General features: G+C 41.5%; 25 protein-coding genes and 1 pseudogene. 17 read left to right on the top strand and 9 right to left on the bottom strand.

Features of this window, described 5'->3' with window-relative positions:
• The first annotated feature begins 101 nt into the window (after nt 1-101).
• Nucleotides 102-341: a DUF362 domain-containing protein gene (locus SPD53_RS08935; RefSeq protein WP_188855943.1), complete on the top strand. Its 240-nt coding sequence runs from the start codon at nt 102-104 to the stop codon at nt 339-341.
• A 55-nt stretch (nt 342-396) separates the two neighbouring features.
• Here SPD53_RS08935 and SPD53_RS08930 read toward each other — a convergent pair whose 3' ends face one another.
• Complete coding sequence (locus SPD53_RS08930) at nt 397-948, bottom strand: cupin domain-containing protein (protein ID WP_336252354.1); 552 nt, start codon at nt 946-948, stop codon at nt 397-399.
• A 323-nt stretch (nt 949-1,271) separates the two neighbouring features.
• Between SPD53_RS08930 and SPD53_RS08925 the strand changes: the two genes are divergently transcribed.
• The gene (locus tag SPD53_RS08925) at nt 1,272-1,925 is read left to right on the top strand and encodes a YczE/YyaS/YitT family protein (protein WP_336252317.1); all 654 of its coding nucleotides are present in this window, start codon (nt 1,272-1,274) and stop codon (nt 1,923-1,925) included.
• Nucleotides 1,926-2,095: 170 nt separating this feature from the next.
• Here SPD53_RS08925 and SPD53_RS08920 read toward each other — a convergent pair whose 3' ends face one another.
• Together SPD53_RS08920 and SPD53_RS08915 are read right to left on the bottom strand one after the other, a co-directional pair.
• On the bottom strand, nt 2,096-3,202 hold the full coding sequence (locus SPD53_RS08920) for an NAD(P)/FAD-dependent oxidoreductase (RefSeq protein WP_336252316.1): 1,107 nt from the start codon (nt 3,200-3,202) through the stop codon (nt 2,096-2,098).
• Nucleotides 3,199-3,657, bottom strand: a complete 459-nt coding sequence (locus tag SPD53_RS08915) for a DinB family protein (protein ID WP_336252315.1) — start codon at nt 3,655-3,657, stop codon at nt 3,199-3,201. Before SPD53_RS08915 ends, SPD53_RS08920 begins: the two co-directional genes overlap by 4 nt.
• A 220-nt stretch (nt 3,658-3,877) precedes the next feature.
• Here SPD53_RS08915 and SPD53_RS08910 point away from each other — a divergent pair, with 220 nt between their 5' ends.
• Complete coding sequence (locus tag SPD53_RS08910; protein WP_336252314.1) at nt 3,878-4,801, top strand: manganese-dependent inorganic pyrophosphatase; 924 nt, start codon at nt 3,878-3,880, stop codon at nt 4,799-4,801.
• A 96-nt stretch (nt 4,802-4,897) separates the two neighbouring features.
• Here the strand turns inward: SPD53_RS08910 and SPD53_RS08905 are convergent, their stop codons facing one another.
• The 3 genes and pseudogenes from SPD53_RS08905 to SPD53_RS19820 all read right to left on the bottom strand — a co-directional run.
• On the bottom strand, nt 4,898-5,098 hold the full coding sequence (locus SPD53_RS08905; RefSeq protein ID WP_156854769.1) for a cold-shock protein: 201 nt from the start codon (nt 5,096-5,098) through the stop codon (nt 4,898-4,900).
• Nucleotides 5,099-5,311: 213 nt separating this feature from the next.
• Nucleotides 5,312-7,033: a SulP family inorganic anion transporter gene (locus SPD53_RS08900; RefSeq protein WP_336252313.1), complete on the bottom strand. Its 1,722-nt coding sequence runs from the start codon at nt 7,031-7,033 to the stop codon at nt 5,312-5,314.
• Between the two features lie 136 nt (nt 7,034-7,169).
• Nucleotides 7,170-7,422 (bottom strand): annotated as a pseudogene (locus SPD53_RS19820) (IS200/IS605 family element RNA-guided endonuclease TnpB); the annotation flags it as partial.
• Between the two features lie 203 nt (nt 7,423-7,625).
• Here SPD53_RS19820 and mscL point away from each other — a divergent pair.
• The 11 genes from mscL to SPD53_RS08840 all read left to right on the top strand — a co-directional run bounded on the left by mscL (nt 7,626) and on the right by SPD53_RS08840 (nt 15,587).
• Nucleotides 7,626-8,003, top strand: coding sequence for a large conductance mechanosensitive channel protein MscL (gene mscL, locus SPD53_RS08890; protein ID WP_156854767.1), 378 nt, complete (start codon nt 7,626-7,628; stop codon nt 8,001-8,003).
• A 243-nt stretch (nt 8,004-8,246) separates the two neighbouring features.
• Nucleotides 8,247-8,408, top strand: coding sequence for a sporulation histidine kinase inhibitor Sda (gene sda, locus SPD53_RS08885; protein ID WP_156854765.1), 162 nt, complete (start codon nt 8,247-8,249; stop codon nt 8,406-8,408).
• Nucleotides 8,409-8,787: 379 nt separating this feature from the next.
• A complete protein-coding gene (locus SPD53_RS08880) occupies nt 8,788-9,393 on the top strand; it encodes an adenine nucleotide alpha hydrolase (protein WP_188855938.1) in 606 nt (201 codons plus the stop codon).
• 89 nt (nt 9,394-9,482) lie between these two features.
• Entirely contained in the window at nt 9,483-10,469 is a 987-nt protein-coding gene (locus tag SPD53_RS08875; RefSeq protein WP_336252312.1) for an ABC transporter ATP-binding protein, read from the top strand.
• Entirely contained in the window at nt 10,447-11,220 is a 774-nt protein-coding gene (locus SPD53_RS08870; RefSeq protein ID WP_156854759.1) for an ABC transporter permease, read from the top strand. The genes SPD53_RS08875 and SPD53_RS08870 overlap by 23 nt, the downstream gene beginning before the upstream one ends.
• 122 nt (nt 11,221-11,342) lie before the next feature.
• Nucleotides 11,343-11,759 carry a spore coat protein gene (locus SPD53_RS08865; RefSeq protein WP_156854757.1) on the top strand — a complete coding sequence of 139 codons (417 nt, stop codon included), beginning with the start codon at nt 11,343-11,345 and terminating at the stop codon, nt 11,757-11,759.
• Nucleotides 11,760-11,838: 79 nt separating this feature from the next.
• Nucleotides 11,839-12,417, top strand: a complete 579-nt coding sequence (locus SPD53_RS08860; protein ID WP_156854755.1) for an SLOG family protein — start codon at nt 11,839-11,841, stop codon at nt 12,415-12,417.
• 56 nt (nt 12,418-12,473) lie between these two features.
• Complete coding sequence (locus tag SPD53_RS08855; RefSeq protein ID WP_336252311.1) at nt 12,474-12,635, top strand: hypothetical protein; 162 nt, start codon at nt 12,474-12,476, stop codon at nt 12,633-12,635.
• Nucleotides 12,636-12,670: 35 nt separating this feature from the next.
• On the top strand, nt 12,671-13,159 hold the full coding sequence (locus SPD53_RS08850; protein ID WP_336252310.1) for a GNAT family N-acetyltransferase: 489 nt from the start codon (nt 12,671-12,673) through the stop codon (nt 13,157-13,159).
• Between the two features lie 175 nt (nt 13,160-13,334).
• Entirely contained in the window at nt 13,335-15,011 is a 1,677-nt protein-coding gene (locus SPD53_RS08845) for a formate--tetrahydrofolate ligase (RefSeq protein ID WP_156854751.1), read from the top strand.
• Nucleotides 15,012-15,029: 18 nt separating this feature from the next.
• On the top strand, nt 15,030-15,587 hold the full coding sequence (locus SPD53_RS08840; RefSeq protein ID WP_336253624.1) for a 5-formyltetrahydrofolate cyclo-ligase: 558 nt from the start codon (nt 15,030-15,032) through the stop codon (nt 15,585-15,587).
• Nucleotides 15,588-15,955: 368 nt separating this feature from the next.
• Here SPD53_RS08840 and SPD53_RS08835 read toward each other — a convergent pair whose 3' ends face one another.
• Nucleotides 15,956-16,504 (bottom strand): YusW family protein, encoded by a 549-nt coding sequence (locus SPD53_RS08835; RefSeq protein ID WP_156854747.1) that lies wholly within the window; start codon nt 16,502-16,504, stop codon nt 15,956-15,958.
• Between the two features lie 199 nt (nt 16,505-16,703).
• On the opposite strand from SPD53_RS08835, the gene SPD53_RS08830 reads away from it, so the two are divergent.
• A complete protein-coding gene (locus SPD53_RS08830) occupies nt 16,704-18,101 on the top strand; it encodes an MDR family MFS transporter (protein WP_336252308.1) in 1,398 nt (465 codons plus the stop codon).
• 256 nt (nt 18,102-18,357) lie between these two features.
• Here SPD53_RS08830 and SPD53_RS08825 read toward each other — a convergent pair whose 3' ends face one another.
• Together SPD53_RS08825 and SPD53_RS08820 are read right to left on the bottom strand one after the other, a co-directional pair.
• Complete coding sequence (locus SPD53_RS08825; protein ID WP_156854743.1) at nt 18,358-18,915, bottom strand: beta-class carbonic anhydrase; 558 nt, start codon at nt 18,913-18,915, stop codon at nt 18,358-18,360.
• A 97-nt stretch (nt 18,916-19,012) separates the two neighbouring features.
• Nucleotides 19,013-20,053 carry a C45 family peptidase gene (locus SPD53_RS08820; RefSeq protein WP_336252307.1) on the bottom strand — a complete coding sequence of 347 codons (1,041 nt, stop codon included), beginning with the start codon at nt 20,051-20,053 and terminating at the stop codon, nt 19,013-19,015.
• Between the two features lie 155 nt (nt 20,054-20,208).
• On the opposite strand from SPD53_RS08820, the gene SPD53_RS08815 reads away from it, so the two are divergent.
• Together SPD53_RS08815 and SPD53_RS08810 are read left to right on the top strand one after the other, a co-directional pair.
• Nucleotides 20,209-20,643 carry a universal stress protein gene (locus SPD53_RS08815; RefSeq protein WP_336252306.1) on the top strand — a complete coding sequence of 145 codons (435 nt, stop codon included), beginning with the start codon at nt 20,209-20,211 and terminating at the stop codon, nt 20,641-20,643.
• A 15-nt stretch (nt 20,644-20,658) separates the two neighbouring features.
• Entirely contained in the window at nt 20,659-20,877 is a 219-nt protein-coding gene (locus SPD53_RS08810; protein WP_336252353.1) for a YdbC family protein, read from the top strand.
• Nucleotides 20,878-21,024: the final 147 nt, after the last annotated feature.

The raw sequence follows: 21,024 nt of genomic DNA, 5'->3' as shown, positions 1-21,024 counted from the left end.
AAAATTCATCCTTGCAATCAATCGATTTTATTTACATTCATTAAATAAAGTTCTATCATAAATAGAAGAGAGACTATAGCTATTAAGGAGGTAGAAAATAAATGGCTTTTGTTATTCTAGAAGCATGTCAGTCGGAAAAAGCTGCAGAGTGTGTAAGCGTATGTCCGGTTGATTGTATTGAAGAAGGTCCCGATCAGTTTTATATAGATCCTGATGTATGTATTGACTGTGCAGCTTGTAAAGCGGTGTGCCCAGTTGATGCGATTGAGGAAGAATACGATCTATCACCAGATCAGGAAGTATTCCTCCAGCGCGCAGAAGAATTTTTCGCAAATCGATAATTAGACAAGCCGTATGCAAGGTAAAGAGCATACGGCTGTTTCATATAAGGGGGATTTATTCTTCTTCTCGGTGCTCCTGCATCGCTATTTCCTTTGTCTGATGCACCGTTCCTTTTGGGTGCTCTGGAGGTGCATAAATGGAATAAAGGAGTAGAGGCTTTCTTCCGGTATTTATAATGTTATGCCATGTACCGGCTGGAACTAAAATTGCGTCATCCTCACGAACCCGCCGTTCGAATGTTAATTGATTATGCTGGGGCCCCATTTGCACAACTCCGCGTCCATCTTCTATTCGTAAAAACTGGTCTGTATCTGGGTGAATTTCAAGCCCGATGTCTTCTCCCGGCATAATCCGCATCAGGGTGAGCTGGAGATGAGTACCAGTCCAAATTGCCCGCCGGAATGCCCGGTTCCGCTCGGTTGCATGTTCAATATTAAATACGTACGGCTGCCCACCTTGGTCCCCCTGCCTTTCCATATCCTCTTCAGGTAACGGATAATAATCCCTGTCTTCGTCCATATCTGAATAAACCGGTTGTTCATAAGGGTAAGGGTATGGATAGTAGCCTTGAGGATAGTTGGGGTATGGATAGTAACCATAGTACATTTCTATCATTTCCTTTCAATTATACTTTTCTTGTTATCCTATGCAGGCGGTGCCTATTTTGTTTTTCGATAAAGTGAAACTCATTCAGCGGGAGTATCCTTCCCCCACTGAATGTTAGTTGAACAGAATCAGGTATTTACGGACTGTTTATCCCCGGCCTTTACATAATGGTTTTCCCTCGTGTTTAGGGAAGGGGTATTACAGGCCGTTAATACGTGATAAAAACTTTGCGTAAAGGGGGCCAGAATAAAAAGCAATCCGAAAGATAGTCTGAATATGGTATAGTATGTGCAAAGGTATAATCGGAAAAGGGGGATTAGGTCTTGAAGCAGACGATTCGGTGGGCTTTTTTCCTTGTCGGGGTTATGATATTCAGTATGGGAATTACATTAACGATTAATGTGCAGCATCTTGGGATTCACCCGTGGGATGTTCTAAATGTTGCATTTTTCCATCATTTTGGCTTATCGATCGGTTCATGGGCGATTATCGTTTCCGGATTACTGATCCTGATTACCCTCATAATGGACCGGGGGTATATCCGGTTAGGAACATTTTTTAATGCTTTTCTCGTTGGATTATTTGTAGACTTTTATATGTGGCTGGATTTTCTACCCGCAGCAACGAATCGCTGGATAGACATTCTGATTATTTTAGCCGGAATTGTTGTGATGGGTTTCGGTGGTGGTATGTATAATGCTGGTGGAGTCGGTTCAGGTCCGAGGGACGGCTTTATGCTTTCATTGTCGGATAAAACGGGAATCTCAATCAGTCGGGTGCGAATTATCGTGGAGACACTCGTTCTTGTACTTGGTATTGCTGTAGGTGGTCCGGTGTTTATCTTCACTTTCCTGTTCACGTTTATCCAAAGCCCAATATTTCAGCAATCTTACCTCTTTTTTAAGTCATTGATTAAAAAGATCGAAGGGAAATTAGATAGGGAAGGGCAAGTTCCTGTAAAGAAAGAATTGAGCTAATCTCGTTGTATGCTCAAGACAAATCTTACTGGAAGATGGGATAATGTTTAACTGACTTTAAATGCGATAGATGAGTGGGGGATTCCATTCGCGTGAGAGATGCAGACAAATTTTCCAGTATTTATTTGTCAAATAAAAAATGTGGGCCAACTTTAAGGACCCACATTTTTCTATAGGTGATAATCTTCCAAGTTTAGATCAGTTTCTTCCCCAAGGGCAAGTTTAGCAAGTTGCTGGCCCATCAGGGGACCGGCAGTAAGTCCGGAAGCACCGAGACCATTTGCATAGAGTAAACCGTCTAGACCTTGTAATGAACCAATTACTGGAAGTGATCCTTCTGTCATTGGCCTAAAGCCAACCCGTGCTTCAATAATTGCGCTATCCTTTAGAGCGGGGGCAACTTCCAAGCCTTTCGTTAAAATCTCATGGATTCCAGCTGCAGTTACATCTGTATTATAACCCACCTTGCTTTCAGTAGTAGCGCCCATGACGAAGCGGTGATCGTCAAAGCTCAGTAAATACTGATTCGTTGGTGGCTTAATGACTGGTAGATTACCTGTTTCCAATTTGTCGTAATGAAGATGTAGGATTTGCGCTTTTTGCGGCCTTACATATAATCCTTCCACACCAAAAGGTTCCAGTAGTTCATTCATCCAGGCTCCCGTTGTTGCAATTACTTGATCAGCTGCTAGCTTTTCACCGTTCACATGGACACCGCGGACGCGCGTTCCTTCTACTAAAAGCTCAGCGTTTCCTTGAATGAGTTTCATGCCATTTTTCCTCGCGCGGCGGATCAATGCATCTCTTAATTTACGACCATCTACTCGGGCAGCACCACTGACAAATATGGCATGATATCCGTCGTTCAGAAGCGGGAATTTCTCTTTTGCAGCAGCTTCATCGAGCAGTTCGATCGCTCCAATTTCGGGGGCTTCTTCCCGGCGCTTTGATACGCGCTCGATTGTTGCGTGCAATTTTTTCTCATCATTGTGAAGGCTTAAGGCACCGACCTGTTTATAACCGGTATCGGTTTCGCCGGCCGCTTCCAGTTCTTTAATTAAATCTGGATACATTTTCGCAGCCATCCTCACTAGCCGGTACCATGCTTTATTCCTGCGCTGGGCAAGCCAGGGGCAAATGATTCCTGCTGCGGCATCGGTTGCCTGTCCAGTATCGCTACGGTCTATAAGCGTTACGTCTACTCCTTCTTTAGAAAGGTAATAGGCTGAGCTTGCACCGGCGATACCGCCTCCGATTATAATTATTTTCTTCGTCATACTTCCGCATTCACAACTTGAAGCATGGCTTTCATTTTTCCAAGATGCTCCGTTTCATGATGGCCGAGCATGATGAGCAAGTCACCAAATGTTTCAATACTGCCGAATGGTACTTTAAAGGTTACATTTGTTTTCCAGAACAGGTCATCGAAATTATTCACTCGCTCCTGCTGGTCTAGTAAATGTTTCTTCAATTCTTCCAATGTTGGAGCTGCTTCTGTCCAATCACTCGGTTTTGTACCTGGGCCAAATAGATCCGCATAATTTTCCGGAATGTTGTCTGATTTCTTCGGATAGCGGAATAACAATTTTTCTGTAAAGGTGAGAACATGGCCGATGTGCCAGCGTAATGTATTGTTGAACGGTTTTGCCTGAACGTCTGCCGTTTCCTCATTTATATGATCCATAAAATTAATTAAAGCAGTTCTTGCCAAGTTGAATTGTTTTCTTGACATTGTACATCCTCCTTGTAAAAAATAAGTTCTTCACGTTGTACGTACTCTTAACCTAGTTTAGCCTTTCACAAATAAAATGTAAAATATTGTGCTGGGTTCCGCCTGAATTTCGTTAAACTCCTATTTGTCGATAATTGAAAGAGGGAGGTTCGTGTGATAGAATTTGATTAGATTTCAAACGAAATTACATAATGAATACGTGTATAAAGGAGAAGACGTCATGACGAAATTAGTTTTTGGACATAAAAATCCAGATACCGATACGATTTGCTCGGCACTGGTTTATGCAGATTTAAAAGGAAAACTTGGTGAAAAAGTGGAAGCCCGCAGATTAGGAGAAGTGAGTAAAGAAACCGAGTATGCACTTGAGTTTTTCAAAGTGGATGCACCAGCATTACTAGAAAGGCTAGAGGATGGTGCAGAAGTCGTATTAGTCGACCATAATGAGTTCCAGCAAAGTGCAGACAACATTGAACATGCGAAAATTGTAGAAGTGGTAGACCACCACCGCGTTGCTAACTTCGAAACGAAAGAGCCGCTTTATTTCCGCGCTGAACCAGTTGGGTGTACGGCAACGATTCTAAATAAAATGTACAAAGAAAATAATGTGGAACTTTCTAAAGAAATGGCAGGTTTACTACTGTCAGCAATCATTTCAGATTCGCTACTGCTTAAATCACCGACATGTACAGAGGAAGATGTAGCCGCTGCAAGAGAATTAGCTGAGATTGCGGAAGTGAATCTAGAAACTTATGGCTTGAACATGTTGAAGGCTGGAGCGGACTTAAGTGATAAATCGATTGTTGATCTGCTTACAATGGATGCAAAAGAATTTACAATGGGGGATTCGAAAGTTGAAATCGCCCAGATTAACACGGTTGATTTAAATGCAATTTATGAAAAACAAGGTGAGATTGAGGCTGAAATCAATAACATCATTGAGGAGAAAAATCTCGATCTTTTCTTATTCGTCGTAACGGATATTTTAAATAATGATTCAGAAGTCCTTGCACTTGGAAACGGACAAGCGAATGTCGCAACCGGATTCAACGTGAACCTCGAAAATAACCGTGCCTTACTAAGAGGTGTCGTCTCTCGTAAGAAACAAATCGTCACCACATTAACAGATGAATACACGAAGTAATGGGACGGTGGGGTCAGAGGTTTTGTCCCACTTAAAACAAAAATGAAACATAAAAAAAGCCTTCCCGAAATTCGGAAAGGCTTTTTTTAGCGCGTCTTATAATTTAACAACGTTTGCTGCTTGTGGTCCACGGTTACCTTCTTCAATATCGAAAGAAACAGATTGACCTTCTTCTAAAGTTTTGAATCCTTCGCCTTGAATTGCTGAGAAATGTACGAATACATCGTCTCCACCTTCAACTTCGATAAAACCGAAACCTTTGTCTGCGTTAAACCATTTTACTGAACCTGTGTTCATTAAAATACCTCCATGTGCGTGTTGCACGTTTATTACTATTTTGTTCAAGTTGCCAATTCAAGACGATAACAACCAGTGTTATTTTCTATCCTTATAATCACCGAACCAAAATAATTACCATTAGTATAGCACTATTATTTACTAATTGCAAACTTATTTTAATTTTTTTCGAAAAACCGAAATTGGGACAAATGCTCTGACCCCAGTGTCCCGCTATGAAGATTGGAGTTTTTGGCTTTCTTGGAAGACTTGACAGGCGGTTGCTCCTTTTTTACCGCAGCGGGAACATTTTGGTACGTTGATGATATGCAGTGCGTAGTCGACTGCTTTGCTTGCGTCATTGAAGATATGATCAGAACCAATTTCTTCATATAATCCACTTACCTTCATTGCTTCGAGCACATCAGGATTGACTTCTGCAAGTAAAGTAGTCCCCCCGGTTTTCCGGAAGTCGCGGATAAGGCTAGTGAAGTTATTGCCGCCTGTTGCATCTATATAGGAAACATGCTTCATTTTCAAAATGAGTACTTCCGGTTTCTGGTTGATCGAGCGGGTGATCGTGGATTCAAATTTATCAGCCGCTCCAAAGAACAATGGACCTTCAATGGTGAAAAATGCAAGCTGTGGACATTTGGCAGCCAATTTCTCGTCTTCTAAAGCCTGCTCATCTTTCAAATGACTCGGAATGACTTTCTCTACACCAAGCACTTCACTCATCCGTTTCACAAAGGAAACCATTGCAAGCAGTAAACCGAACTGTACTGCAACCGTCAAATTAACGAATACCGTAAGCAAAAACGTAACCGCTAAGACTAAAGAGTCACTCGATCTCAAGCGAATAATATGGGCGAACGATTTATATTCACTCATATTAAGAGCAACCCGCATAAGGATCGGTGCCATACTGGCAAGCGGAATATGGGAGGCGAAAGGGGCAAAGGCAAGAATCGTAGCCAAGACAAATACACCCTGAAACACCCCGGATAATGGACTGACTGCACCGCTATTAATATTTGTCGCGGTCCGGGCAATCGCACCTGTTGCCGGTATCCCACCAAACAAAGGTGTGATGACGTTGGCAAGACCTTGCCCGACAAGCTCCCGATTCGAATTATGCCGTTTACCGGTCATTCCATCGGCGACAACAGCAGATAGTAAGGACTCAATCCCGCCAAGCATCGCAATAACAAACGCTGGTTGCAGGAGATTAATGATTTTATTCCACGTAATTTCCGGAAGGTGCAAGCTTGGTAAGCTTTGCGAAATTCCTCCAAAAGCTGTTCCAATCGTATCAACTTTTCCAGGGAAAAATATATACGCAACTAGTGCTGGAATAATGAGTGCTACTAGCAATACTGGTACACGCGGGAAAATACGAGGCACGAAAACAAGAATAACAACCCCAAGAACGGCGATTAAAATACTGTACCAATTCATCGTCGGCAACTTATCAAAAATCTGCAGCATTGTTTCATGAAAATATTCTTTCTTCTCCATGCCTGCTAAACCGAGGAAGTTTTCAATCTGTCCTGAAAATATGATGACGGCAATTCCGGCAGTAAACCCAATCGTGACAGAACGAGGAATAAATTTTATCAGATTCCCTAGCTTGAAAAAACCCATAATCAAGAGGATGATTCCGGCCATAAATCCTGCAATCAGCAAATCCTCATAACCGAATTCTAAAACAATCGCAAGCAGGATAGGGATAAAGGCTCCTGTTGGACCGGCAATCTGGTATCTTGACCCCCCGAACAATGCAACAAGAATCCCCGCAATGACCGTCGTATACAAGCCATATTCCGGTTTCACTCCTGACGCAATTGCAAATGCCATTCCAAGAGGGATTGCTACGATGCCAACTGTAATACCAGCAATCACATCCTGCTTGATATCATTGGCAGTTAACCCTTTGAATCGATTGTCTTTCAACAATTTTACTTCAGCTCCTATTTCATGCTACTAACTATGATACCATAGAAGATGGGGAGTACTTAAATAAGTGCATTTTTCATTGAATGATTATTTGAACCTCTCATGTGCGATTCACGTTTTTTGTTGTATAGCTTTACGCCGGATTGTTTTTACTTTTGAAGTTTGATTTGTTGTTTTGTTTCTTAAAGAAACGGGAGGAAGAATCAGCGAGGTTTCTGATGAAAGATTGAAGGGCAATGCTGCCCGACTTCATTTAGCTTCTTCCCGTTTCATTTTTGGGAGCATAGCCGAACAAGCGTTGTAGGATAAGCCTTTTTGAGCTTATTCCACTTACAAAGGACAAGAAAGTGGTGATATACAAATCTGGAACAACCCATTGTTTTAGCAATTAAAAATTGTTAAGCTTGATTTGGATACATTCGAAACTTATATGTTTAATGTCTTAACACGACATCACCTTACTTTATTTACTAGTATACAGGACGTAGAAAAAGTGAGAAAAAGTCAAAACCAAACCAATTCATCTCATGGCTGAAGTCACGAGTGTTCTTGGTTTATTCGATTTAGTCTTAAGGAATTGGAGAGAGTTTAGATGTGGAAAGAATTTAAAGAATTTGCTTTTCAGGGAAATGTCGTTGATTTGGCGGTAGCAGTTGTGATTGGAGCTGCATTTAACGCAATCGTAACTTCTTTTGTTGATCATATTATTACACCACTGATTGGTATGCTTGCGGGAGGAATTGATTTCACTGGTTTGAAAATAACCGTAGGGAATGCTGAAGTGATGTATGGAAGTTTCATCCAGTCATTTGTTGACTTTTTAATCATTGCCTTCTCTATCTTCATGGCAATCCGGATTTTGAATAAATTTAGGCGGAAAGAAGAAGAGGAAGAAGATGAAGTTGATGCACAGGAACAATTACTTACCGAAATCCGCGATTTGTTAAAAGAGCAAAATGGACAAAACTAACAAACAAACAGGCAGTTAGATACCGCCTGCCTGTTTGTTTCTGAAAAGAAAATATAGAAATACCTATATTTTACAAGGAACGAGATCGATCCATTTCTCGTTCCTTTTTGTTGTCCATTTTTTCATCCCACATTTTGTAGAATAAATTTAAACACGTGTAAATAAATTGTCGATTTAGGTAAACTCATCCTCGCTTTTTGCGTAAACAACCCGTATCTTAAGCCTAAGAAAGGGGGTGTGATCATGAATGAGCTGAGGAAGTTATCAAATGGCGGTCTTGTTTGCGCTTATAACAAAGCCAAAAAACTGGATCTGGACCCGCATTTTATTTATCAACTAGAAGAGGAACTGAAAAGGCGCTCCAGCTCTAAACAAAAGAGGCGTAAAAGTTCCTGGCAAGAATAACATTTAATTGGTTACTCTTGCCAAGAGGGGGGAGGGTTTATCTATAAAATCTCTTGCCCCCTCACCTTTATCCCGTATTAAAGGTCTGTAATACCCCCATTGAATGAATTTCACTTTTTTTAATCCATCACCAGAGCTAAATTTTTGGCCGGGATGTAATTGATTAATTAGGTTAATTTTGCCATTATAGGAGAAATAATAATTTTTCTATATATTTAGCGGGAATGGAGGAATAAAATATTTATTCTTTCGCCTATATCCTTGTATTCATCCCCTACCGAAAAATATAGTGGGGGCTGGTGAACAGTAATATACCGATCGGGAAGGGAATCGATATTTCTTGTAGAATAGGTAATATAACGGAAAGGAGAAAGAAAAAATGACAAATACAGTATTATCTTTTAGTGGTGGGAAAGATTCTATGTTTGCCCTGCACCGGATGATAGAACAAGGGATTACGGTCGTTTGCCTTATGACGACTGTGTGGAACGAGAGCGGGGAAACAGTTGCTCACGGCGAGAAATTAAAGCGGCTGGAAGATCAGGCGGCACGTTTAAATATACCAATCGAATGGGTCGTTACCGATTTTGAAAATTACACCACAGATTATAAACGAAGACTTGAAGAAATAAAGGAAACGTATCAGTTGGACGGAATTGCTTTTGGTGATATTTATCTGGAAGGGCACCGTAAGTGGGGGGAAGAACTTGCACAATCGGTAAATCTCGAAGCAATCTATCCGTTATGGACGAAGAAGGAGCGTTCGATTGATTTGCTCCATGACTTTGTAAAGACCGGCTATAAAAGTGAAATCATAAAGCTGGATGAAGAAAAGCTTCCAAAAGATTGGCTTGGAAGAGAGATAGATCAACATTTTATCGAGGACATTGTGAAGCTTGATGTTTGTCCACTTGGTGAATCGGGCGAGTACCATACGTACGTATATGACGGTCCGTTATTTCAAAAGAACAAATTTCAGTCTTAAGGCTGAGAAGTGTTCCTGCTAAGGAGTGTATTCGTAGATGTTTTCTTATCTTACAATACATGTAAATGATACGAAAAGGGGATGGAAGGATGGAGCCGATTGTCGAGGTACATAATCTCCATAAACAATACAAGAAGCGGAAGACAAATGAATTCACCCAAGCGGTGTCAGATGTTTCCTTTGCCGTGTATCCTGGTGAAATACTTGGGTTGCTCGGTCCGAACGGGGCGGGGAAGACGACAACAATTAAAATGATTTGTGGTCTGCTGCGTCAGGATGAAGGGACAATTACCATCAAGGGGATTGATAACAAAAAGAATCGGTTGAAAGCTCTCCGGCATATTAGTGCTGTGCTCGAAGGAAACCGTAATTTGTATTGGCGCTTGACAGTAAGAGAAAATCTGGAATACTTTGCAGGGAACCGCGGAAAGAGTAACCGGGAAGTACGGGGAAAAATTGAGAGATTCTTGCGTGACTTCCATCTGAAAGAGAAGGAACATGAACTCGTCAATAGATTGTCCCGCGGCATGCAGCAAAAACTGGCGATTGCAGTGGCGATGCTTGCTGATACGGAGGTCATTTTACTTGATGAGCCTACCCTTGGAATCGATATAGAAACAAGCTATGAGGTCCGGGAAATTTTAAAACAGATTGTGAAGGATGCTAAGAAAACGATTATTATCAGTTCCCACGATATGGATGTGATCCAGGATATTTGTGAACGCACGGTTATTATCAATCAAGGACAAATTGTCATTGATGAAAAAATCGATAATTTATTAAAACTTTTTGCCGTGAGGAACTATAAGCTCACATTAGGTGCGCCGCTTACTACGGAACAGCAACGTCTTTTACGTGAGAAATTCCCAGCTCATCAATATGAAGAAACAGACCATTTACAAGCAGTCATTGAAGTGGATTTAGCAGGAAATGAGGAATTCTATGATCTATTTGATCTATTAAAGCTGGCGAAAACACCGGTGGAGTCCATTGACAGGGAAATGGTGAACTTCGAGCAGATCTTTATGAAAATAGTAAAGGGGGAAGGCGGAAATGGCTTGGCTCAACCTTCTTAAGGCAAATTTGAAAAAAGAGTATCTGGAATTAAAACGTTATTTACCAAATACAATTGCGATGATTTTAACCTTTTACATTATTTTTCTAGGTTTGTTCGGAGTGATCCAGATGGTTGGCGATCCGACAACCCAGGATGCGAATACGCAATATGTAATTGTGAATTACATTTTTTGGTTTTTAACAATTACAATTATCAATAGTATCGGATACGAAGTCATTAATGAGGCAATGCGGGGAACGCTGGAGCAGCTATCGATGTCGCCAATGGGGATCTGGCGAATAATGGCAGCACGGCTCCTATCGACGACGGTCATCAATTTAACGATTGTTATTGCTTTGCTTTACGTGTCGATGGCAACTGCCGGTCAATGGTTGAATATAGATGTAGTAACACTGGTGCCGATTATGCTGCTCACCCTTGTTGGTATGTTTGGCATCAGTTTCATCATCGCAGGTATTTCCATTATATTGAAGCAGGTGCAAGCATTTTTGCAAATTCTGCAGTTCATCTTAATGGCACTCGCCTTTATCCCGTTATCCTTGTCACCAATCATCCAGTTCCTGCCATTTGTTAAAGGGTTCGATATGGTCCGGGAAGTGATGATTCATGGTGTCAGCCTCAGTCAATTTGCCATGAATGATTTCCTTGTTCTGCTTGCAAGTGCCTTGTTCTATTTCGCTCTTGGACTTGGCGTATTCATTTATTGTGAAAGAGTGGCGATGGAAAAAGGATTACTTGCCCATTATTGAATCATGATTTGGCGAAACGGGCGAACATATATATTTTCCTGAAAGCTGGGTACTTGCTTATACACTCTGCCGGCTACTGTCATAGGTTAGTAGTGAATCTATAACAGAAAGGGGATTAAATCATGTGGCATCATCACGGGCAGCATTGTGGCTGTCATGCATGTAAAACGATTGTATATCCAACAAAGCATAACTGTGTCAACAAATTCTCTGAGAGTACAGTAAACCATGTGCATCCATCGCACACCACTGTTATGAAGCATCATCTTGTGAAAAATAAGCATTTTTATCCGCATTCAACTTCCGTGCAAAACACTTGCAGCAGTGTAGACCAATTCGGCGGAGCTTTCGAAACCCCACCAAGACCAAATCAAGTAGCGGGTGCGTATAGTCCACCGGGAGGCCCAGGTGGGTATGGCATGGGACCTGGATATGGCATGGGTCCTGGTGCAGGACCAGGCCAGGTCATGGGGGCAACTCAGCCGGGTTATGGAATGCATCAGGGTCATCATTGGCATAAGCACGGTAAGTGGTGTTAAGATAGTAGCGAAGTCAGGCTGGAACTTAATCGTTTCAGCCTATTTTTAATTAGTGGACTATTTGATAAGAGGTGAATAAATGAAAGTATTACATGTAAGTGGCTATAAATCACTTGAAATGGGAATTTTTAAAGAGAATGATCCGAAAGTTCATATTATCAAAGCAGCGATAAGGAAGAGAATTATCGGATTTATCGAAGAGGGACTGGAATGGGTGATCGTATCCGGTCAGATGGGGGTGGAGCTCTGGACAGCTGAAGTTGTGCTTGATTTAAAAGAAGAGGAGTATGAAGTTCAGCTGGCGATCTTCCCTGCTTTTGAAAATCAGGACAAGCGCTGGCCTGAAATGCTTCAGGAGAAATATCAGGAAATGGTGATGACAGCAGACTTTTATAAGCCGTTATATGTTGGCGACTACAAAGGTCCTTACCAATTCCGAGCACGGGATGCATGGTTTGTTGAGAAAAGTGATGCGAGCCTTTTGCTGATGGATGAAGAGTACCCTGGGAGCGTCCGTTATTTTTATGAGGCGGCAAAGAAAACAAACGAAGATTATCCGATTTATTTCATTACACCGATGGATCTTGATGACATTGTAGAAGAAATTCAAATGACTGACCCGGATTACTGGATTAACTTGCAAAACAATCAAGGATAGAAATAGATGGAACAGAGCTGGAGAAATAAGTATAATAATAGAGAGGGGGTAAGCTTGTGAATGTTTTGGCATCGTTATTAAATTTGTTTGTATTTGTTGCCCCATTTATTATTTTATACTTTGTTATCGCTGCTGGGGTGAAGAAAGGAATTGAGGCCTCAACAGTCGGCCAGGCCATACTTGAAGAGCATCACGAACGGAAAGCGAAACGGAAATGAAGAAGAACGAGGAAATAAATGGCAAGGTGAGTAGGATGGACTTAACGATTCGGAAGATGAAGAGAAAAGATATTCCGGCAATCCAGGATATTGCTAAAATCAGCTGGAATTCTACTTATACAGGAATTATTCCGTCACAAATTCAGGAAAGTTTCTTGAATCAGGCTTACAGCGTGAAGATGTTGAAAAAGCAGCGGAGAAATTCGAACTTTTATGTAGCATTAATCAATCAAGAACTTATTGGGTTTGCTAATTATTCGCAAGTATACTCAGATGACAGCGTTCACTTACACGCGATCTATCTACATCCGGAATACCAGGGAAAGGGAATCGGCAGTGCCCTATTAGAGATTGGGAGCGATCAATTAGCTGCGGACAAGATTTCCCTTCATGTGGAACGTCAGAACATAAAAGCAATCCAGTTCTACAAACGGAAAGGATTTTATAAGATTTCTGAATTTGATGATGAATTAGAAGGACATACTATACATACAATTCGAATGATATGGAATATACATGAATAAATACTGCTAATTGCTTATATTCAGCAGTGAAAATAACTTCGCCCGTTTCTTTTTTTAGAGCCATAATAGCGATTCGGTTGCTCGGTTAACGGATGCGCATCCTAGGGATAAAAGTAATCCAATTTGAGTAATAAAAAATAGTTAGCAAGGTTGATTATAAAGGAGGAGTAAGCAGATGACCTATCAAACAGATATTGAAATTGCAGAATCTGTTGAAATGGAGCCGATAACGAAAATTGCCGATCAAGCAGGATTTGACAAGAGTGATATTGAATTGTATGGGAAGTATAAGGCGAAAGTAAATTTTACCGCTTTACAAAAAATGCGCGAAGCTCCCGACGGCAAGCTCATTCTTGTGTCGGCAATCAACCCGACGGCCGCAGGTGAAGGAAAGACGACGACTGTAGTTGGTCTCGGTGACGGCTTAAAGCGAATCGGTAAAAAAGCAATGCTCGCTTTAAGGGAACCATCACTTGGTCCGGTTTTCGGAATAAAGGGCGGTGCTGCCGGTGGTGGATATGCGCAAGTTGTCCCGATGCAAGATATAAATCTGCATTTTACAGGAGACTTTCACGCAATCGGAGCTGCTAATAATCTCCTTGCTGCACTTATCGACAACCACATCCATCAAGGAAATAAATTGAATATTGATACCCGGAAAATCACTTGGAAGCGTGTAGTCGATATGAATGATAGACAACTCCGCCATATCGTGAATGGTCTCGGTGGGGAGAAGAATGGGGTGCCACGGGAAGATGGGTTCGATATTACAGTCGCTTCCGAAATTATGGCTATCCTTTGTCTTTCCAATGATCTAAACGAACTAAAGGAAAAACTAAGAGAAATTATTATCGGTTACAATTACGATGATGAACCGGTGAAAGCTGGCGAACTCAAGGCTCACGGAGCGATGGCTGCCTTACTTAAGGATGCATTAAAGCCGAATCTTGTGCAAACCTTGGAAAAAACACCAGCCCTTATCCATGGTGGACCGTTTGCAAATATTGCCCATGGCTGTAATAGTATTATGGCGACAAAACTTGCATTGAAATATGCGGATTATACGGTGACCGAGGCTGGATTCGGGGCGGACCTGGGTGCAGAGAAATTTATTGATATTAAAAGCCGGATGGCTAATATCGCACCTGATGCGGCTGTAATTGTGGCAACTGTCCGCGCCTTGAAACTGCACGGAGGAATAGCTGCCTCTGATTTGAATGAAGAAAATATTCAAGCAGTTGAAGAAGGTCTGCCTAATTTGCTTAAGCATATTGAAAACATGCAGGATGTTTTCGGTATTCCTTCCGTTGTCGCGATTAATAAATTCCCGACAGATACAGAGGAAGAACTTCATGTGATAAGGAAAAAATGTGAAGAAATCGGTGTGAATGTAGTTCTTTCCGATGTCTGGGCAAAAGGCGGAAAAGGGGCGGAAGACCTTGCTCGGGAAGTCGTAAAGCTTTGTGAAACGGAGAGCACCTTGCGTCATCCATATAGTCTGGAAGATCCCATCCCAACAAAGATTGAAAAGCTTGTGCAGAAAGTGTACGGTGGAAGGGGAATTGAGATTTCAGCGGAGGCGGAGCGGGAGATTACAAGGCTTGTTAAGCTTGGGTATGATAAGCTCCCGATTTGTGTGGCAAAGACACAGTACTCTTTATCAGATGACCCTGCATTACGAGGGGCGCCGAAGGATTTTCATATTACTATCCAACAAGTGAAAGTATCTGCGGGAGCGGGCTTCCTTGTTGTCTTGACGGGAAGAGTCATGACAATGCCGGGCTTGCCGAAGATCCCGGCAGCTGAAAATATTGATGTTACACCGGAAGGGAAAATTGTTGGTTTATTTTAATGATAAAGAGGGGGCGAGATGTTGGATAAGCTCAATTTAAGGAATCTTGCAAAGGATAGATTAACGAACCTCAGCTGCGTGGAAAGAGCGGAAATTGAGGAGAAAATAGTTCAAAATCTCACTTCCTCTGACCTTTGGAATCAGGCCAGTACCGTCGGGGTCACGGTTTCCGGTGGTTTGGAATGGGATACGGAACCCCTGATTAGAAAGGGATGGCAAGAAGGAAAAACGGTCACGGTTCCGAAGTGTGTCCCTGAGGAGAGAAGGCTTGATTTTTATCAGCTTGATGATTTTGAACAATTGGAAGCAAGTTACTTCAATCTCCGTGAACCGAATCCGCATGAGACAGTAAAGGTGGAAAAGCGGGAAATTGATCTACTTATCGTTCCGGGCCTTATATTTGATAAGCGCGGCTATCGGGTTGGATTTGGTGGGGGATATTATGACCGTTTCCTTACAGATTTCCCTAACCGAACCGTTTCGGTACTATATTCAGGCCAATTAGTGGAGGAAGTACCAGCTGAGCCATTTGATATCCCCGTCGATTATCTGGTTACGGAGAATGGTTTTTTATAATAAATCGACAAAAACAATCGCACCGCCCTTCCCAGAGCACCGTGCGATTGTTTTATCACGTATTAACGGTCTGTAATACCCCCCCTCTAAACATGAGGGAAGCCCAATATGTGAAGGGAGGGGGTAAACAGTCCGTAAATACCTGATTCTGTTCAACTAACATTCAGTGGGGAGGTAAGGATACCCCACTGAATGAAGTTTCACTTTATCACGTATTAACGGTCTGTAATACCCCCCCTCTAAACATGAGGGAAGCCCAATATGTGAAGGGAGGGGGTAAACAGTCCGTAAATACCTGATTCTGTTCAACTAACATTCAGTGGGGAGGTAAGGGAACCCCCACTGAATGAGTTTCACTTTATTATTTCTTATCTTCTATATTCTTTTTCCACATTATCTCCATATTCAATTTCCAAATCGACTTTGGCAGCATCTTCTGGGATGTTGAAAGCTTGGAGCACTTCGTTGATCACTTCTTCATCTGGTGTATTTTCATCAAACTGGAAGGAAGTGAAGATGTTGTCAAGCTCTTCCATTGCTTCGTTTCCACGTAAATTGATGTTTTCAGGTTTGTTCTCATAAGATGCTTCGGTTTCATTCTCATCTATGTCCACTTCATAATCAACATCGATTGCATCATCGTTATTTTCAATATCAACTTCTAAATCGAAACTCGTAAAGACGTAATCATTTGAGAAATCGGCCTGATCACTGTCTCCCTTCGTTTGGTTATTATTGGCTCCGTTGTTATCATCTGTTTGATTATCATCATTTATGTCTCCACCAGCTGCACCATCATTTGGTTCTTCCGTTGTTGTATCGTTATTCGGTGTTTCTGTCGCTTTATTACTATTCCCACAAGCTGCAAGAACAGCGGATAGCAGCAGAATCAAAAATAATGTCATTATTTTCTTCATAGAGGCTTAACTCCTTTTCATCGTGATATCTATTAACTTATCCAAAAATGGGAAGAACTAAACTAACTACTTCAATACAGCGTAAGTTTTTAAGAAAGTAAAAAGGGTTAGTGGTCGTTAAGATTGTTTCTAAAGAAAAATAATGCTAAAATATAAAGTTACGTGTAGCTATTCGTATGAGGAAAGAAGGAATAAATATATGGGAGAAAATTTAACAAAGGATCAAAGTGTCCAAAATTTCAATCGTGTACCATTGGTTATTGTGCTTATTTCTGGTGCCTTTGTAGCAATTTTAAACCAGACATTACTTGGAACGGCATTACCTAAAATAATGATTGATCTCGATTTGACGGAGAATACTGTTCAGTGGTTGCAATCCGTTTTCATGCTTGTAAATGGGATTATGATTCCGATTACTGCGTTTCTTATCGGACGGTTTACAACCCGCAGTTTATTTTTAACAGCGATGAGTTTATTCTCATTAGGGACATTAACAGCTGCAATATCAGGAAGCTTTGAAGTACTGTTGTTAGGGAGGATTTTACAAGCAGCAGGTGCTGGAATTATGATGCCGCTTATGCAGACGATTCTCATGCTTATCTTCCCGATTGAAAAACGGGGAACAGCAATGGGAATGTTCGGGCTTGTTATTGCGTTTGCACCGGCAATCGGACCATCTCTTTCCGGCTATATTGTAGAAGCAGCATCCTGGCGTTGGCTGTTCTGGATGATTCTTCCAATCGCAATAGTTGACATCATTCTCGCATATTTTATATTAAAAAATGTAACGAAGCAGACGAAGCCCAAGTTGGATGTGCTTTCGATTATTCTGTCGACATTCGGTTTCGGAGGAATTCTTTATGCATTCAGTATTGCTGGAAGTGCCGGATGGGGAAGCATGGAAGTCCTGATTGGCTTTGGAGTAGGGATTACCACGCTCGCTTGGTTCATTACCCGTCAGTTCAAGTTAGATCAACCGATTTTAGAATTCCGGGTAATGAAATATAAAATGTTTACTCTTTCGACAATCCTCGGGATGATTACGTTCATCGCAGTAATCGGAGCAGCAATTGTATTACCATTATATATGCAGACGATGCTCGGATTTACGGCGTTTGAATCAGGACTTGCTCTCCTTGCTGGAGCGGTCATTCAAGGGTTGTTAAATCCGATTACAGGTCGGCTGTTTGACAGATACGGAGCAAGATGGCTGGCGATTTCAGGGATGGTCATCTTAACTGTTTCGACATTTATGTTTGCAGTTTTAACACCAGAAACGTCATTTACGTACATTGCGGTCACGCATGCTTTACGTATGGTTGGTATTTCGATGGTGATGATGCCAGTCACAACGGCTGGACTTAACGTATTGCCTACGGACCTTATATCCCACGGAACGGCAGTTAATAATACACTCCGTCAGGTATCAGGTTCAATAGGAACAGCACTTCCGGTAACGATTATGACAACATTCACGATACCCGAAGAGGGGATTGAAGGAATGATTCATGGGGTAAATATCTCCTTTATCTTCTCAGGAATTATATCCTTAATCGGCCTTATCATGTCGTTCTATATTAAAGATCGGAGAGTATAAAATGCAAAGGCGAAAGCGCCCGTTTAGCAACGTACAAACTGGAGCACTCCGGAATGAGATAAAGGAAACACAACGAACGGCAGTGAGTTGATGTTGACTTATCGATTGGAGGAGTGTGAAGTTTGATAGTTGTTGGGCGCTGGAGCCGGACGTGGCTAGCCCTAGATACCCATGTTATCACAGCATTTTTATTTTATAGTTTCTTATACAAATAAAAAGACTGAGTTGAAATGTTAACTTCAACTCAGTCTTTTTATTATTCTTCATCCCGTGTCACTACATCAACTTTACCTGTGTCAGGGTCAATGACGAGGCCGTGCACTTTGATACCTTCAGGCAGTAAGGGATGATTACGGATAATTTCTGTACTTTGCATTACTGATTCTTCTACCGTCGTAAAACCGTGAAATTCTTCTTCTAAATGGATACCGCTATGTTCTAACGTTTGAATACGATCTTCACTAATTCCGCGATCAATCATACTTTGTTTTAACGCCTCAATATTTACATCAGACATGCCACAGTCATGGTGCCCGATGACGATTACTTCCTCCGCTTTTAATTTATAAATAGCGACAAGAATGCTCTTTGTAATGCTATCGAAGGGTTTACGGATAATTGCGCCGGCATTTTTAACGATTTTCGCATCACCGTTCTCCAAGTTAAGTGCCCGGTGTAAAAGCTCTAGTAACCTTGATTCCATACAAGTGAAAATAACCATCTTCTTGTTCGGGAATGTATCTGTTCGGTAAGGCTCATAACTTTTTTCTTCTACAAATTTTTTATTGAAATCAAGTAAATCTTGTAAACTCATATACCATTCTCCTTCACTCTAAAATTCTTTCTTTAAAATATATCATATTTTTGGAGAAAAGAAATAAAAATGAAGGATGAAGGTGAAGGTTAAAAGCTTAACGATTGATGAATCCGTTCGTCGATTCCAACTTACCCTTGATTTGTTTCGCATTTATATCGGCTCCAGCAAGCCATTTCTTGAAATCAAAAATAAGTGGCAAGCGATCATGGCCAAAGGAGATCCAAGCTTGCATATGCACTGGTAAATAGGCTGCTGTATGAATCGTCCCTGCCCAAGCGCCGTAATTCTTCGAGAAAACCCCTTTATCGGCATCATTTAATATGCGAAACGCATCATATACATTGTCGATATTTGCTTGTTGATCGACCATTGCTTCGTAACGGCGCAAGGAATCGTCCATCCGGTAACGATTCTCCTTTGTTAATTTCTCGAAGTGGTTCGTACAGATTGTACCTTCCCTTGTTACGACTTCATTTGAAGAAGCTTCAACGACGAGTGTTTTTCCGGTTGCGTCGACGAGGGAATAACTGAAGGAGTGACGGTGGGGAATTTCCTTTAGCAGTTCAATTGCTTCATCAACGGTTGCGCAATTTTCCAGTACGAGTCTGCCAATCATATTGCAAACAAATCCATCATCTGAGCGGAGGCGATTAATAAAGTTATAGCCCATGGCGAGTCCTTTTTCATTCAGACCATCCGTCCGGCCAGTAATTTGCATGGATGGACCAATCGTTGCATATCCGCCATCAGTTGGTGCATAAAGGACGTAACGCCCTTCATAGGTGATGGGGTCATTGTCATAGTTTCGAATCATAAACTGATTACCAGTCAATATTGAGCAGCCGCTCTTCCCGTATTCAAAATAATAACCGCCAAACTCTCGGAGGGCCTCTTCAGTAGATAGTTCGAGGGCATCGGCAAGCCCGAGTAATTCATTCCAGATGCCGGGACTAAAATATTGGATGATTGGCCTGATTTTTTCTTCATCCACGATATAATGGTGTTTTGCCCGGCTGCTCAATTGTCTTCTGCGGGCTTTTAAAATGGGAGAGTCCTGTAATTCTTTTCCTTGAAATCGACCAAAATCATCATGGCTTCCCCGAAATTGAATGACATCGCTAACTACCTGTCTCACGTTATCCCTCCATTCTGATGGTTGTGTGTAGTATACATGAAGCATACTAGAAGCAAGGGAAATAAGAAAATGAATTGCATTTTTAGTACCAGTGTAGTTATTGTAAGAATGTCTAATTGTTTGGTAAGATAAAGAGACGGAAGGGAGAGAAGTCCATGGGCCGGAAAATCCTTGTTGCTTATGATACATCTCTATTAAGTAGAAAAGCAATTGATGAAGCAAAAATCCAAGCGAAATTAGTTGAAGATTCCCATCTTTATATTGTGACGGTAGTAACCCCGGGGATTACGAGTAATAGCACGGCTGCAAGTGGTAATTTATCGATGAATGATGCCGAGCTCATCTATCCGAAACTGGAAGAAATAAAAAAAGAGTTACAAGGTAACGGATTTAATGTGCACACCGAAATCATAACCGATTTTTCCCAACGAAACCCGGGAGTTGCAATCTGTGATTATGTAGAAGAACATGCGATTGATATGGTAGTTGTTGGTCATCGTGGACTCAGCAATTTAAAAAGACTCTTTCTCGGGAGCGTCAGCAGCACGATTGTACAACGAGCAGCAAGTCAAGTTTTAGTAATTAAATAGGAAAGAGGTAGAAGAATAATGGCTATCCAATATGAAATCATTGAAAATATTGCCGTCCTATCCGAATCACCAAAAGGCTGGACGAAAGAGCTCAATCTCGTCAGCTGGAATGGAAGGGATCCGAAATATGATCTTAGAGACTGGGCCCCAGATCACGAAAAAATGGGCAAAGGCATCACATTGACAAAAGAAGAAGTACTTAAACTAAAAGAAAGCTTGGGAAGTTTCAATTGAATAATAACTGAATATACGCTGCCTGAACAGTGGATTCCGTTCATACAGGGTAAGTGTTTGCTCTTTCACTAATTAAGGCGCTCTAATCGCCGTTCAGTTGCCCGCTGGACGGATGCTTTCCCAATTAAGTAAGATAAACATGTGAAT

The sequence above is a fragment of the Oceanobacillus sp. MO10714A genome (assembly GCF_037072045.1).
In the GTDB taxonomy this organism is placed as follows: domain Bacteria; phylum Bacillota; class Bacilli; order Bacillales; family Amphibacillaceae; genus Oceanobacillus; species Oceanobacillus indicireducens.
This window is presented reverse-complemented; position numbering and strand designations above follow the sequence as displayed.

Excerpts from the sequence above, each read along its gene's own strand:
- SPD53_RS08930 (WP_336252354.1), bottom strand. The coding sequence starts at position 948 with ATGTACTATGGTTACTATCCATACCCCAACTATCCTCAAGGCTACTAT.
- SPD53_RS08875 (WP_336252312.1), top strand. The coding sequence starts at position 9,483 with ATGGAGCCGATTGTCGAGGTACATAATCTCCATAAACAATACAAGAAG.
- SPD53_RS08835 (WP_156854747.1), bottom strand. The coding sequence starts at position 16,504 with ATGAAGAAAATAATGACATTATTTTTGATTCTGCTGCTATCCGCTGTT.
- SPD53_RS08865 (WP_156854757.1), top strand. The coding sequence starts at position 11,343 with ATGTGGCATCATCACGGGCAGCATTGTGGCTGTCATGCATGTAAAACG.
- SPD53_RS08850 (WP_336252310.1), top strand. The coding sequence starts at position 12,671 with ATGGACTTAACGATTCGGAAGATGAAGAGAAAAGATATTCCGGCAATC.
- SPD53_RS08860 (WP_156854755.1), top strand. The coding sequence starts at position 11,839 with ATGAAAGTATTACATGTAAGTGGCTATAAATCACTTGAAATGGGAATT.
- sda (WP_156854765.1), top strand. The coding sequence starts at position 8,247 with ATGAATGAGCTGAGGAAGTTATCAAATGGCGGTCTTGTTTGCGCTTAT.
- SPD53_RS08910 (WP_336252314.1), top strand. The coding sequence starts at position 3,878 with ATGACGAAATTAGTTTTTGGACATAAAAATCCAGATACCGATACGATT.
- SPD53_RS08870 (WP_156854759.1), top strand. The coding sequence starts at position 10,447 with ATGGCTTGGCTCAACCTTCTTAAGGCAAATTTGAAAAAAGAGTATCTG.
- SPD53_RS08845 (WP_156854751.1), top strand. The coding sequence starts at position 13,335 with ATGACCTATCAAACAGATATTGAAATTGCAGAATCTGTTGAAATGGAG.
- SPD53_RS08840 (WP_336253624.1), top strand. The coding sequence starts at position 15,030 with ATGTTGGATAAGCTCAATTTAAGGAATCTTGCAAAGGATAGATTAACG.
- SPD53_RS08920 (WP_336252316.1), bottom strand. The coding sequence starts at position 3,202 with ATGACGAAGAAAATAATTATAATCGGAGGCGGTATCGCCGGTGCAAGC.
- SPD53_RS08815 (WP_336252306.1), top strand. The coding sequence starts at position 20,209 with ATGGGCCGGAAAATCCTTGTTGCTTATGATACATCTCTATTAAGTAGA.
- SPD53_RS08830 (WP_336252308.1), top strand. The coding sequence starts at position 16,704 with ATGGGAGAAAATTTAACAAAGGATCAAAGTGTCCAAAATTTCAATCGT.
- SPD53_RS08915 (WP_336252315.1), bottom strand. The coding sequence starts at position 3,657 with ATGTCAAGAAAACAATTCAACTTGGCAAGAACTGCTTTAATTAATTTT.
- mscL (WP_156854767.1), top strand. The coding sequence starts at position 7,626 with ATGTGGAAAGAATTTAAAGAATTTGCTTTTCAGGGAAATGTCGTTGAT.
- SPD53_RS08905 (WP_156854769.1), bottom strand. The coding sequence starts at position 5,098 with ATGAACACAGGTTCAGTAAAATGGTTTAACGCAGACAAAGGTTTCGGT.
- SPD53_RS08825 (WP_156854743.1), bottom strand. The coding sequence starts at position 18,915 with ATGAGTTTACAAGATTTACTTGATTTCAATAAAAAATTTGTAGAAGAA.
- SPD53_RS08935 (WP_188855943.1), top strand. The coding sequence starts at position 102 with ATGGCTTTTGTTATTCTAGAAGCATGTCAGTCGGAAAAAGCTGCAGAG.
- SPD53_RS08880 (WP_188855938.1), top strand. The coding sequence starts at position 8,788 with ATGACAAATACAGTATTATCTTTTAGTGGTGGGAAAGATTCTATGTTT.